Origin of the sequence: Enterobacter sp. V87_3 (assembly GCF_029967835.1) — a bacterium.
GTDB classification, from domain to species: domain Bacteria; phylum Pseudomonadota; class Gammaproteobacteria; order Enterobacterales; family Enterobacteriaceae; genus Enterobacter; species Enterobacter cancerogenus.
On record NZ_JASCAM010000032.1, the window covers coordinates 78,007 to 90,952 of the forward strand.

The window sequence follows — 12,946 nt, forward strand, 5'->3', positions numbered from 1 at the left end:
ACACGGTGATCTATGCTTGAAAGGAGGCTCTCCAGCCAGAGAGAGCACCAACAATGAGGGCGCGCTAATGGCTACTATTGATTCCATGTCCAGGAACAGCACACGTCTCAGCGATGGTCCCGACTGGACCTTCGAGCTGCTGGATGTCTACCTCGCCGAGATAGACCGGGTAGCGAAACTCTATCGTCTGGACACCTATCCGCATCAGATTGAAGTCATTACGTCCGAACAGATGATGGATGCTTACTCCAGCGTCGGGATGCCAATCAATTATCCTCACTGGTCGTTCGGTAAAAAGTTCATTGAAACCGAGCGGCTCTATAAACACGGTCAGCAGGGGCTGGCGTATGAGATCGTCATTAACTCCAACCCGTGTATCGCCTATTTGATGGAAGAGAACACCATTACCATGCAGGCGCTGGTGATGGCGCATGCCTGCTACGGGCATAACTCCTTCTTCAAGAATAACTACCTGTTCCGCAGCTGGACGGATGCCAGTTCGATCGTCGATTACCTGATCTTTGCCCGCAAATACATTACCGACTGCGAGGAGCGTTACGGCGTGGATGAGGTAGAGAAGCTCCTCGATTCCTGCCATGCGCTGATGAACTACGGCGTCGACCGCTACAAGCGTCCTCAAAAAATCTCGTTGCAGGAGGAGAAAGCCCGGCAGAAAAGCCGCGAGGAGTATCTGCAAAGCCAGGTGAATATGCTGTGGCGCACGCTGCCGAAGCGTGAGGAGGAGAAAACCGTGGCCGAGGCGCGGCGCTACCCTTCTGAGCCGCAGGAAAACCTGCTGTACTTCATGGAGAAAAACGCCCCGCTGCTGGAGCCGTGGCAGCGTGAGATCCTGCGCATTGTGCGCAAGGTGAGCCAGTATTTCTATCCGCAAAAGCAGACGCAGGTGATGAACGAAGGCTGGGCGACGTTCTGGCACTACACCATCCTTAACCATCTGTATGACGAAGGCAAAGTCACCGAGCGGTTTATGATGGAGTTCCTGCACAGCCACACCAACGTGGTGTTCCAGCCTGCCTACAACAGCCCGTGGTACAGCGGGATCAACCCGTATGCGCTCGGTTTTGCGATGTTCCAGGATATTAAACGCATCTGCCAGTCGCCAACGGAAGAAGATAAATACTGGTTCCCGGATATCGCCGGGTCTGACTGGCTGGAGACGCTGCATTTTGCGATGCGCGACTTTAAGGACGAGAGCTTCATCAGCCAGTTCATGTCACCGAAGATTATGCGCGACTTCCGCTTCTTTACCGTGCTGGATGACGACAGAAATAACTACCTCGAGATTTCGGCGATCCACAACGAAGAGGGCTACCGCGAGATCCGCTCGCGCCTCTCCTCTCAGTACAACCTGAGCAACCTGGAGCCGAACATTCAGGTCTGGAACGTGGATCTTCGCGGTGATCGCTCCCTGACGCTGCGCTACATCCCGCATAACCGCGCGCCACTGGATAAAGGGCGTAAAGAGGTGCTGAAGCATGTGCATCGCCTGTGGGGATTCGACGTCATAATGGAGCAGCAGAATGAAGATGGCAGCGTGGAACTGCTGGAACGCTGCCCGACGCGGTTGAATACGCTCTGATGCAGCCTTTTTGCCGGTGGCGCTGCGCTTACCGGGCCTGCAAACCCCACAGGTCGGGTCAGGCGAAGCCGCCACCCGACGAAAAAAAACCTCTCATCTGAGAGGTTTTTCTTTTAGCGCGACTGAATCGCTAAATCACCCGGCAGGGTTTTCTGCATACGGTGCCAGATCTCCCCGGAATCCCGGCCATAACGACGCACCGTCTCATAGACCTGGTCGTGCTGCGCGGTAGAACACAACTCGCTCAGCTTGTGATAAAAACCGAGCGCCAGGCTGCGCGCTTCTGGGTTCGCAAAGTAGTGACGACCAATGCGGGTATACAGCCCTTTCATGCCGTTGAGGATCAACCCATAGATTGGGTTACCGGAGGCAAACGCCAGGCCGCGGAAGATGTTGTAGTCGAGCGTCGCAAAGGCATCGGCGTGGTCTTCCACCGCGTTAGCGCTGGCGAGTACCGCAAGCGCGTCTTCAGGATGCTGACGGAACGCGGTCCGAATAAAGATGGTGGCGATGTTGGTACGCACGGAAAGCAAATTATCAATCAGCTGCGGAACGCTTTCGTGGTCGAGACGCGCCAGCGTTTCAAGGATATTCAGCCCGGACGTTTCCCAGAAGTTATTCACTTTGGTGGGTTTACCGTGCTGAATTGTCAACCAGCCATCGCGCGCCAGGCGCTGAAGCACTTCTCGCAGCGTGGTGCGGGTGACGCCAATCAGTTCAGAGAGTTCGCGTTCAGCAGGTAGAATGGACCCCGCAGGGAAACGATTATTCCAGATGCTTTCAATGATGTACTCTTCCGCGAAACCCGCCGGGCTCTGCGCCTTAATGACCATAGTAAGATTTCCATTACACAGCTTTAGCAAATTGCACTCATCATACCAGAGGCGTACAGAGGCAGATAGCGCGTCAAAGTGAGAAAAGAGGGATCGCCGTTTCATTTTAATGAAATTTACATTCCCCTCTTTACGCCGCCTTTCAGACTAATTATGCGTATACTGGTCACTTATCTTAATTGACGGGGAAGGACGTCTGTCGTGGAAATCTCTTATGGCCGCGCGTTGTGGCGCAATTTTTTAGGCCAGTCGCCTGACTGGTACAAACTCACGCTGCTGGTATTTCTGATTGTTAATCCTGTCGTTTTTCTGGTAGACCCGTTCGCAGCCGGGTGGTTGCTGGTGGCCGAGTTCATTTTCACTCTGGCGATGGCGCTGAAATGCTATCCGCTTCTGCCGGGTGGCCTGCTGGCGTTTGAAGCCGTCATCATCGGCATGACCAGCGCTGAACACGTTAAAGAAGAGCTCGCATCAAACCTGGAGGTGCTCCTCCTGCTGATGTTTATGGTGGCCGGGATCTACTTTATGAAACAGCTTCTGCTGTTTATTTTCACCCGACTGCTGTTAAGCATCTCCTCCAAAACAATCCTTTCGCTGGCCTTTTGCTTCGCGGCGGCCTTCCTGTCCGCCTTCCTGGATGCACTGACGGTCGTCGCGGTGGTGATTAGCGTCGCCGTTGGCTTCTACGGTATTTATCACCGCGTGGCGTCTTCACAACCGGAAGGCGACCTGCACGATGACAGCGACGTCGATGCCCAGAAGCGCGAAGTGCTGGAGCAGTTCCGCGCGTTTCTGCGCAGCCTGATGATGCACGCGGGCGTCGGGACAGCATTAGGCGGCGTGATGACCATGGTGGGCGAACCGCAAAACCTGATTATCGCCAAGGCGGCGGGCTGGAATTTCAGCGAATTCTTCCTGCGAATGGCCCCGGTAAGCGTCCCGGTGCTGGTCTGCGGTTTTGTCACCTGCATACTGCTGGAGAAATTCCGCGTCTTTGGCTATGGCGCCCAGCTTCCTGAACCGGTACGCCGCGAGCTGCAAAAATTTGACCAGCAAAGCCGCAGCCAGCGCACGCGTCAGGATAAATTGCGCCTGGTAGCACAAGGGATTATCGGCCTTTGGCTTATCGCCGCGCTGGCGTTCCATCTCGCGGAAGTCGGCTTAATTGGTTTATCGGTGATTATTCTGGCGACCACCTTCACCGGCGTCACTGACGAGCATGCTATCGGCAAAGCCTTTACCGAGGCACTGCCGTTCACCGCCCTGCTGACCGTATTTTTTGCGGTCGTGGCGGTGATTATCGATCAGGAATTGTTCTCCCCGATTATCGCCTACGTTCTGAGGGCAGAAGCGGATGCGCAATTGACCTTGTTCTACCTGTTCAACGGGCTACTCTCGTCCATCTCCGATAACGTGTTTGTCGGGACGGTGTATATCAACGAGGCAAAAGCGGCGCTGCAACACGGGGCCATCAACGCTGAGCAGTTCGAGCTGCTGGCCGTAGCCATCAATACCGGCACCAACCTGCCGTCGGTAGCAACCCCTAACGGGCAGGCCGCTTTCCTGTTCCTGCTGACCTCCGCCCTCGCGCCACTCATACGACTTTCGTATGGCCGAATGGTGTGGATGGCGCTGCCTTACACGCTGGTGCTGACGCTTGTCGGGTTGCTGTGCGTCAAAATTACCCTCATTCCCTATACGCAGTGGTTAATACAAGCGGGTATACTGGCCGCGCACTAAGCAGGTTTTAACGGGCAGCGCGCTGCCCGTTTACCTTTTCGCATGATAAACATCCAATTACGTTTTATTTCGTCAGGTACAGGTGGCGCATGAAACGAATTCGTTTACACTGCGCTTTCTAAGCATGTCCCAGGGAAATGATTATGTTGAGATTTTTAAACCAGTGCTCTCGCGGTCGCGGAGCGTGGTTACTGATGGCCCTGACCGCCTTTGCGCTGGAAATGGTCGCGCTGTGGTTCCAGCACGTCATGGGGCTTAAACCCTGCGTGCTGTGCATCTACGAACGCTGCGCACTGTTCGGCATTATGGGCGCAGGCCTGGTGGGTGCGATTGCCCCGAAAACGCCGCTGCGCTATGTCGGGATCGCCATCTGGCTGTACAGTGCCTGGAAAGGGATTGAGCTTTCCTGGCAGCACACCGTGATGCAGCTGCACCCATCACCGTTTATGACCTGTGATTTTGCCGCCCGCTTCCCGAGCTGGCTGCCGCTGGATAAATGGCTGCCGCAGGTGTTTGTGGCATCCGGTGACTGCTCCGTTCGTCAGTGGGAGTTCCTGACGCTGGAGATGCCGCAGTGGCTGGTGGGTATTTTTGTCGCCTACTTCGTTGTTGCGCTGCTGGTGCTGATTGCACAGCCGTTCAAGCCTAAAAAACGTGATCTCTTTGGGCGCTAATTTGCCCGGCGGCGTTTCGCTTGCGCGGTCCTGCAGTTTTGTCGGTCGTGTAAGCGCAGCGCCACCCGACACACCCGCGCACATTAAAAAACCCGCCTCGGCGGGTTTTTTAATATCAACGGTTAGGGTGATTCATAATGTGGTCTTCCCAGTCGCGCACCTCAGACTCTTTCACCGCGATGTGCCGCACGGAGATACGCTCGCCGTGCATCGCCGCTTTCGACCCGGTCAGTAAAGGATGCCATTTGGGCAGGTCATGGCCTTCCGCCAGCAGGCGATACGCGCAGGTGTGCGGCAGCCACTCAAAGGTGGGCAGGTTTTCACGGGTTAACTTGATGCAGTCCGGCTCATACTCGAAGCGGCGCTCGTAGTTGCGGCACTGGCAGGTTTTGATGTTCAGCTGCTTACAGGCGACGTTGGTGAAGTAAATTTCGTCGGAATCCTCATCCATCAGCTTGTGCAGGCAGCACTGCCCGCAGCCGTCACACAGCGACTCCCACTCTGCGTCGGTCATGTCGTCGAGCGTTTTAGTTTGCCAGAAAGGGATGTCGTTCATCAGGATGTCCACACGTCAAAAGAAAGCGCACCTTATAACGAGTCTGGCACGTTGATGCAAGTTTTGCCGCCCTTTTGAGGCGGCAAGAGGCTTTTACAGTACGCGGGTTTTCAGTGACAGGCCGTTAAAACTGACCTCGAGTTCATCCCCACCGTTCAGCGGGCCAACGCCTTCCGGCGTGCCGGTGAGGATCACATCGCCCGGCTTCAGGGTGAAAAAGCGGCTCATGTAGGCGATCAGCGGAACGATCTTGTGGATCATATCTGCGGTGGTACCCTGCTGGCGGATTTCGCCGTTTACCTTCAGGCTAAGCGGCGTGTTCTGCGGATCGTCGGTGAATTCGCTTACCGGGACAAAACCGGATATCGGGCAGGCATTATCAAAGCCCTTGGCTTTTTCCCACGGCTGCCCCGCTTTCTTCATCTTGCCCTGCACGTCGCGCAAGGTCAGATCGAGCGCCACGCCGTAACCGGCAATCGCCTGCTCAACATGCGCTTCGGAAGCCTGACGCAGCGTTGCGCCAATCAGCACGGCCAGCTCCACTTCGTGATGCACCGACCCCAGCCCCTGCGGCAGCGCCAGCGGCTGACGAATGTCGCACAGCGCGGTTTCAGGCTTAATAAACAGCACCGGTTCTTCTGGCGTGGCGCTGCCCATCTCCTGAATGTGTTTTGCATAGTTGCTGCCCACGCAGACCACTTTGCTCACGGGATAATCCAGTAATGCACCTTGCCAGTTATGATGTTGATACATGGTCGCTCCCTAAACGGTTGATGTGTTGTTCCCGAATGCCTTCGGGATTATTTCTTTCCGTTCACCTCAAGATGCTGTTTTAATAAATTCTCGGGTGGGGGTGGAAGTTGTAAATAATAGCCCTGCTCGGTTAATGCCGTTTTCACTTTTTCCAGATCCGCATTAACCAGCGTCTTACGTCCATCCAGCGGCAGCAGCATAGCCAGCTGCGGGCGGCCAAAACTTTTCATTAATTCTTCCGGTACGCGGGAAAAATCGTCTTTCTTTTCGACATAAAGGTAAGTCTGGTCACGACTTGAACTTCTGTAGATCACACAAAACATGTTTTTACTCTGAATTAATGGGTGGTTGCTTGCCTCAATATACTCCTGACTATAACATGCCTGATACTCTTCGGAATATCGCAACGGCGGTGTTGCGGTTAATAGCAAATTGAGTAAGGCCAGGATGTCAAACACGCCCATCGAGCTTAAAGGCAGTAGCTTCACCTTATCAGTGGTTCATTTGCATGATGCAAAACCCGAGGTTATTCGTCAGGCGTTAGAAGACAAAATTGCGCAGGCTCCTGCGTTTCTGAAACATGCCCCCGTCGTCGTCAATGTGAGCGACCTTGCTGCTCCGGTGAACTGGAAATTGCTCCAGCAGGCCGTTGCATCAACCGGGCTGCGTATCGTGGGTATCAGCGGGTGTAAAGACGCGACGCTGAAAGCCGAAATTGATCGGGCCGGATTGCCGCTACTGAACGAAGGCAAAGAAAAAGCCCCTCGTCCAGCCCCGGAAGCCGTGCCAACGCCCCCGCCACCCGCACAGAACGATACGCCTGTCACAAAAACGCGATTGATTGATGTGCCGGTTCGTTCCGGTCAGCGCATTTATGCGCCAAACTGTGATCTGATTGTTACAAGTCACGTCAGCGCGGGCGCTGAACTGATTGCCGATGGCAACATTCACGTTTACGGTATGATGCGTGGACGCGCGCTCGCGGGCGCAAGTGGCGACAGGAACGCACAAATCTTTTGTACTCACCTGACGGCGGAACTGGTTTCCATCGCAGGAGAATATTGGCTGAGCGACAAGATCCCAGCCGAATTTTATGGCAAAGCGGCCCGCCTGCTCCTGGCAGAAGACGCTTTGACTGTTCAACCGTTGAATTGATCCCTTTTAACAAGGAATTTCTATGGCACGCATTATTGTTGTGACTTCGGGTAAAGGAGGCGTTGGCAAGACCACCTCCAGCGCGGCCATCGCTACAGGTTTGGCCCAGAAGGGAAAGAAAACCGTCGTTATCGACTTCGATATCGGCCTGCGTAACCTGGACCTGATCATGGGTTGTGAGCGTCGCGTCGTGTATGACTTCGTTAACGTCATTCAGGGCGATGCCACGCTTAACCAGGCGCTGATTAAAGACAAGCGCACCGAGAACCTTTACATTTTACCGGCGTCTCAGACCCGTGATAAAGATGCCCTGACCCGTGAAGGCGTTGAAAAGGTCCTCGACGAACTGAAAAAAATGGAGTTCGACTTTGTGGTCTGTGACTCCCCTGCCGGTATCGAAACCGGTGCCCTGATGGCGCTCTACTTTGCGGATGAAGCGATCATCACCACCAACCCTGAAGTCTCTTCCGTGCGAGATTCTGATCGCATTCTTGGCATTCTTGCTTCCAAATCCCGCCGCGCGGAAAATGGTCAGGAGCCGATTAAAGAACACCTGTTGCTGACCCGATACAATCCGGGCCGTGTGAACAAAGGTGATATGCTGAGCATGGAAGACGTACTGGAAATTCTGCGCATCAAGCTGGTTGGCGTTATTCCGGAAGATCAGTCCGTATTACGCGCGTCTAACCAGGGTGAGCCAGTCATTCTGGATGCAACGGCAGATGCAGGTAAAGCTTACGCCGATACCGTTGACCGTCTGCTGGGAGAAGAACGTCCTTTCCGCTTCATTGAAGAAGAGAAGAAAGGTTTCCTCAAACGCCTGTTCGGAGGATAAGTTATGGCATTACTGGACTTTTTTCTCTCGCGGAAAAAAAGCACCGCCAACATCGCTAAAGAGCGTCTGCAAATTATCGTTGCGGAGCGTCGTCGTAGCGACGCCGAGCCACACTACCTGCCGCAGCTGCGCAAGGACATTCTGGAAGTGATCTGTAAGTACGTGCAGATTGACCCGGAAATGGTCACGGTACAGCTGGAGCAGAAAGACGGGGATATTTCGATTCTGGAGCTGAACGTGACGCTACCGGAAGCGGAAGAGTCACGTTAATTCCTTTGTGGTTTTGTAGGCCGGGCACGCATCGCGCCGCCCGGCACGTTCCCCGGTGGCGCTGCGCTTACCGGGGCTACATTTCTTAGCGCGGATAACCTTCCAGCAGCGTCTTCAGACGTTCGGCCATCAGTTCCCCACGCCAGCCCGACACCATTTCGGGTAAACCATTCTGCTGTTTCAGCTTCCAGTGCCAGTTCAGCAACTGGTTAATCTGACGACGGGACGCCAGCAGTTCTGCACTCAGCTTGCTTTCGCTCGCCACCGTCTGCACCAGGGCTTTGATATCTTTGAACGCCTTACGATAGCCCGGCATGTCCATCAAATTGAGCAACGGCTCCGGCAGTGCGTCGTCCGGCATGTGCTGCGCTTTTTCCACCAGCGCCAGCAGCGTCTTGCCGTGGAAGCGAATTTCACTGCCCGAAAGCCCAATGCTGTCCAGCTCGCCCAGGCTACCCGGCATGTAGCGTGCTACCGCCCAGAGATGCTCTTCGCGCACCACAAAGTTAACGGCCAGATCGCGCTCACGCGCTTTACGCAGACGCCAGTCGGCGAGCAGCTGCAAACAGGCCAGCTGACGGGTGCGAAGCTGCCAGGCGTTGCTGATATCGCGCCAGGCTTCTTTCGGGTCGACCACTTCCTGACGACGCTGCTGTGCCATGCGGCACTCATCCAGCGCGGCTGAGAGCCAGCCTGAAGCTTCCGCCTCTTTCATCAGCTGTCCGGCAATCGGCAGCAGATAAAACACGTCGGCTGCCGCATACTCAAGCTGGCGAGCGGTCAATGGACGGGCCAGCCAGTCCGTGCGCGACTCGCTCTTGTCCAGTGCCAGGCCAGTGTACTCTTCGACCATCGCCGCAAATCCCCACGAAAGCGGGCGGTTGCTGAACGCGGCAAGGATCTGCGTGTCAATCAGCGGCTGCGGCATGATGCCAAAGGTGTTGAGAAACACTTCCAGATCTTCACTGCCCGCATGCAGGTATTTCGTGACGGCGGTATCAAGCAGCAGGTCGCGCATTGGCGTCCAGTCGGTAATGCCGAGCGGGTCAATCAGCGAGACGCGCTTGCCGTCGTACATCTGAATCAGCCCCAGCTGCGGGTAGTAGGTCCGCGTGCGGACAAACTCGGTATCCAGGGCGATAGCAGGGAAATCGCGCGTCACTTCGCACAGCGAAGCCAGCTCGTCGTTGGTCGTGATCATCTGGTAATTCAAAGCAGTTTCTCTTTTGTTTGCGCCCATAAAAAACGCCGGCTTAACCGGCGTCTGGGCGATTAGCGTGAAGCTCAGGCCTTATTGTCCACTTTGGCACGGGCTTCGTCACGTAATTCTCGTCGTAATATCTTCCCGACATTGGATTTTGGCAGTTCATCGCGGAATTCAACCAGCTTAGGCACTTTATAACCGGTGAGCTGGCGACGGCAGAAGGTAATAAGCTCTTCGTCAGTCAGCGACGCGTCTTTCTTAACCACAAATATCTTCACCGCTTCACCGCTGCTGCCGGAAGGCACGCCCACGGCCGCCACCTCCAGCACGCCGCTGTGCTGCATCACGACGTCTTCGATTTCATTCGGATAGACGTTAAAGCCGGAGACGAGGATCATGTCTTTTTTGCGATCAACAATCCGCAGGAAGCCTTCGTCATCCATCACCGCGATATCGCCGGTATGCAGCCAGCCGTCTTTGATGATTTCATCGGTGGCGTCCGGACGCTGCCAGTAGCCCAGCATCACCTGCGGCCCTTTCACACACAGCTCGCCCGGTTCGCCATGAGCCACTTCCTTATCCTCATCATCGACCAGTTTGGCTTCCGTCGACGGCACCGGCAGACCGATGCTTCCGCTGTGGTAGTCAATGTCGTGCGGGTTAACGCTCACCAGCGGCGCGCACTCCGTCAGGCCGTAGCCTTCCAGTAAATACTGGCCCGTCAGTTTTACCCAGCGCTCGGCGACCGCCTGCTGGACGGGCATGCCGCCGCCGGCCGAGAGGTGCAGCGTGGAAAAATCAAGCTGCTGAAACTCTTTGTTATTTAACAACGCATTAAACAGGGTGTTCACGCCCGTCATGGCGGTGAAGGGGTATTTCGCCAGCTCTTTCACCAGGCCCGGAATATCTCGCGGGTTGGTGATCAGCAGGTTTTGCCCGCCCAGCTCAATAAACAGCAGGCAGTTCATGGTCAGGGCAAAAATGTGGTACAGCGGCAGCGCCGTGACCACCAGCTCTTTACCCGGATGCAGCAGCGGCCCGTAGGTCGCGTTAACCTGCTCAAGGTTAGCCAGCATGTTGCGGTGCGTCAGCATCGCCCCTTTGGCCACGCCAGTGGTACCGCCGGTGTATTGCAGGAAAGCGAGATCGTCTGCCACCACTTCGGATTTGACATATTGCATGCGGTACCCCGCCTGCAGCGCACGACGGAAGGAGATAGCATCCGGCAGGTGATACTTCGGCACCAGGCGCTTTACGTACTTCACAACGAAGTTCACCAGCGTGCCTTTGGCTGTCGAAAGCTGATCGCCCATTCGCGTGAGAATGACGTGCTTGACCTGCGTACGCTCGACCACTTTTTCGAGCGTGTGGGCGAAGTTCGATACGATGACGATTGCCGCTGCACCGCTGTCGTTCAGCTGGTGCTCCAGCTCGCGCGGGGTATACAGCGGGTTGACATTCACCACGATCATCCCGGCGCGCAGAATACCGAACAGCGCCACAGGATATTGCAGCAGGTTCGGCATCATCAGCGCGACGCGGTCCCCTTTTTGCAGCCCTAACCCTTCCTGCAGATAAGCAGCAAACGCCCGGCTACGCTCTTCCAGCTTGCGGAAGGTCATGACTTCGCCCATGTTCACAAAAGCGGGCTGGTCGGCGTAGCGCCGTACCGAGTGTTCAAATAATTCAACCAGGGAATGATAACGGTCAGGATTGATCTCCGCAGGGACATCCGCGGGATAACGGTTTAGCCAAACCTTTTTCAATGCATCACCTCTGAAATGAGCGTTCGTCGTCATCACAACCCCGATAATAAACAGTTCGTTAACATTATATTAACTCAGCGTACCAGTTTATTAATTACCCAGATTTAAGGTTGCGAAGCGCGTCACTCTTTTTTTTCGTTTTATCCGTAAAAAAACAGAGACAGCGGCTGAGCCGCTGTCTCTTTCATAATTAAAACAGTAAGTTACTCAGTTACGATCGTTTGTACCTGTGCCGGACCTGGGTTGTACCAGCCCCAGCCGCCGTAGCCATAGCGGTATGGATGTGGACCCCACATCCACGGATCGATCGGCTGCGGAGGCATGACAACCTGTTGGACAATGCGCCAGCGTTTATAGCCGGTTACCTGCATGGTCATAAATTTGTACGGCGTGCTGCCGATTTTACCCTCAACCGTGCCGGTAATCGGCCCCACCACCGTCACCAGCTGCCCGCGGAAGTCGACCGGGTCGAGGAAGCCGCTGACGTCAGCGTAGATGCGCCCACGAGAAGGCTCACCTAAACTCGGACGCGCACCGCTGTCCAGTGGCACGGTGGCAATTTCCAGACGGGTTTTACCCTGCTGGTTCACCACCTCAACCACTTTGCCGCCAAAGCGCGCTTCCTGGCCCACGTACAGCTCAGGGGCATTCATTACGCGCACCAGATCCTGCTGAGGCACCGGGCTGCTGCCCTTGATCGCATCAGGAACGGTTACGCAACCGCTCAGTGCTATGGCAACCGCGCCTGCCAGTAAAAGGCGTACTACGTTACTCTGAACCGCCATGATGCGACTCCTTTTTCTCAGTTCCTGTTACTGAGATTCACTCGCGGCCAGGAAGTTTCTTCCACGCGACGGTGTTTCGTAAATAAACAGGTTCTGCATGCTCAACGGCCACGGTTTTTCCCGCCGCGAGAAGCTGACAGGCGATGGGCAGCATGTCTTCTGCAGCAGGCAGCAGCATGTTGCCCTCGACCAGCGTGATGCCCGTATTGCTTGCCATCTCCGGCCAGGCGGCCCAGCCCGTGCCGACCGTTGCCCACTCGCCGGAGAGCTGCGTCAGGCGCTCGGTCACGGCCTCGGGCTTAAGCACCGCCTCCGTCTCTTCGCCGTGCCACACGCCCTGCTCGTCGCGGGTGTATTCAGCCCAGTAGACTTCGCCCATGCGGGCATCAATGGCTGCCAGCACGCGCGTTGCGCCGGTCATACGGTATGCGCCCTGCGCCATGGTCATCAGCGTGGAAACGCCAATCATCGGCAGTTCTGCACCCAGCGCCAGGCCCTGAGCAATACCAATCCCGATACGCACGCCGGTAAAACTGCCCGGCCCACGGCCATAGGCCAGCGCATCAAGATCGGTTAAGGCGGTGTGTCCCTGGTTCAGGATCGTCTTAACCAGAGGAAGAATACGTTGGGTGTGCTCTCGCGGGCACTCTTCGAAATGGGCACCGATCGCGCCATCGTTCCACAGGGCAACAGAACAGGCTTCTGTTGCCGTATCAATAGCCAGAATTCGCATTAGTCGTCGCGCTCTCGCAAGGGTCAGTCACAAAATGGCGCG

Annotated in this window: 14 protein-coding genes; 6 read left to right on the plus strand and 8 right to left on the minus strand. The window is 55.6% G+C overall.

Annotation, left to right across the window (positions count from 1 at the left end; translation table 11 throughout):
• The first annotated feature begins 67 nt into the window (after positions 1 to 67).
• Complete coding sequence (locus QLG21_RS20170; protein ID WP_006175940.1) at positions 68 to 1,600, plus strand: SpoVR family protein; 1,533 nt, start codon at positions 68 to 70, stop codon at positions 1,598 to 1,600.
• A 113-nt stretch (positions 1,601 to 1,713) separates the two neighbouring features.
• On the opposite strand, the gene fadR is transcribed toward QLG21_RS20170, so the two are convergent.
• The gene (gene fadR / locus QLG21_RS20175; RefSeq protein WP_006175945.1) at positions 1,714 to 2,433 is read right to left on the minus strand and encodes a fatty acid metabolism transcriptional regulator FadR; all 720 of its coding nucleotides are present in this window, start codon (positions 2,431 to 2,433) and stop codon (positions 1,714 to 1,716) included.
• Between the two features lie 201 nt (positions 2,434 to 2,634).
• On the opposite strand from fadR, the gene nhaB reads away from it, so the two are divergent.
• Positions 2,635 to 4,173, plus strand: coding sequence for a Na(+)/H(+) antiporter NhaB (gene nhaB, locus QLG21_RS20180; protein WP_137848804.1), 1,539 nt, complete (start codon positions 2,635 to 2,637; stop codon positions 4,171 to 4,173).
• 143 nt (positions 4,174 to 4,316) lie between these two features.
• On the plus strand, positions 4,317 to 4,847 hold the full coding sequence (gene dsbB, locus QLG21_RS20185; RefSeq protein WP_088208285.1) for a disulfide bond formation protein DsbB: 531 nt from the start codon (positions 4,317 to 4,319) through the stop codon (positions 4,845 to 4,847).
• A gap of 115 nt (positions 4,848 to 4,962) precedes the next feature.
• Here dsbB and QLG21_RS20190 read toward each other — a convergent pair whose 3' ends face one another.
• The 3 genes from QLG21_RS20190 to QLG21_RS20200 form a co-directional block, all read right to left on the minus strand.
• A complete protein-coding gene (locus QLG21_RS20190) occupies positions 4,963 to 5,403 on the minus strand; it encodes a YcgN family cysteine cluster protein (protein WP_042320017.1) in 441 nt (146 codons plus the stop codon).
• A 93-nt stretch (positions 5,404 to 5,496) separates the two neighbouring features.
• Positions 5,497 to 6,156: a fumarylacetoacetate hydrolase family protein gene (locus QLG21_RS20195; RefSeq protein ID WP_058610221.1), complete on the minus strand. Its 660-nt coding sequence runs from the start codon at positions 6,154 to 6,156 to the stop codon at positions 5,497 to 5,499.
• A gap of 47 nt (positions 6,157 to 6,203) precedes the next feature.
• Positions 6,204 to 6,479 (minus strand): YcgL domain-containing protein, encoded by a 276-nt coding sequence (locus QLG21_RS20200; RefSeq protein ID WP_058610254.1) that lies wholly within the window; start codon positions 6,477 to 6,479, stop codon positions 6,204 to 6,206.
• Between the two features lie 124 nt (positions 6,480 to 6,603).
• Here QLG21_RS20200 and minC point away from each other — a divergent pair, with 124 nt between their 5' ends.
• Genes minC through minE form a run of 3 tightly spaced genes read left to right on the plus strand, consistent with a single transcriptional unit; the run spans position 6,604 to position 8,416 of the window.
• Positions 6,604 to 7,311: a septum site-determining protein MinC gene (minC, locus tag QLG21_RS20205; protein WP_137848806.1), complete on the plus strand. Its 708-nt coding sequence runs from the start codon at positions 6,604 to 6,606 to the stop codon at positions 7,309 to 7,311.
• Positions 7,312 to 7,333: 22 nt separating this feature from the next.
• Positions 7,334 to 8,146 carry a septum site-determining protein MinD gene (gene minD / locus QLG21_RS20210; protein WP_137848807.1) on the plus strand — a complete coding sequence of 271 codons (813 nt, stop codon included), beginning with the start codon at positions 7,334 to 7,336 and terminating at the stop codon, positions 8,144 to 8,146.
• Between the two features lie 3 nt (positions 8,147 to 8,149).
• On the plus strand, positions 8,150 to 8,416 hold the full coding sequence (gene minE / locus QLG21_RS20215) for a cell division topological specificity factor MinE (protein ID WP_003859937.1): 267 nt from the start codon (positions 8,150 to 8,152) through the stop codon (positions 8,414 to 8,416).
• 85 nt (positions 8,417 to 8,501) lie between these two features.
• Here the strand turns inward: minE and rnd are convergent, their stop codons facing one another.
• From rnd to tsaB, 4 genes are all read right to left on the minus strand, one after another.
• Positions 8,502 to 9,629: a ribonuclease D gene (gene rnd, locus QLG21_RS20220; protein WP_102892052.1), complete on the minus strand. Its 1,128-nt coding sequence runs from the start codon at positions 9,627 to 9,629 to the stop codon at positions 8,502 to 8,504.
• Positions 9,630 to 9,700: 71 nt separating this feature from the next.
• Positions 9,701 to 11,386, minus strand: coding sequence for a long-chain-fatty-acid--CoA ligase FadD (fadD, locus tag QLG21_RS20225; RefSeq protein ID WP_282485093.1), 1,686 nt, complete (start codon positions 11,384 to 11,386; stop codon positions 9,701 to 9,703).
• Positions 11,387 to 11,589: 203 nt separating this feature from the next.
• Positions 11,590 to 12,171 carry a Slp family lipoprotein gene (locus QLG21_RS20230; RefSeq protein ID WP_137848809.1) on the minus strand — a complete coding sequence of 194 codons (582 nt, stop codon included), beginning with the start codon at positions 12,169 to 12,171 and terminating at the stop codon, positions 11,590 to 11,592.
• A 37-nt stretch (positions 12,172 to 12,208) separates the two neighbouring features.
• Positions 12,209 to 12,904 (minus strand): tRNA (adenosine(37)-N6)-threonylcarbamoyltransferase complex dimerization subunit type 1 TsaB, encoded by a 696-nt coding sequence (gene tsaB, locus QLG21_RS20235; RefSeq protein WP_101737485.1) that lies wholly within the window; start codon positions 12,902 to 12,904, stop codon positions 12,209 to 12,211.
• Positions 12,905 to 12,946 lie beyond the last annotated feature (42 nt).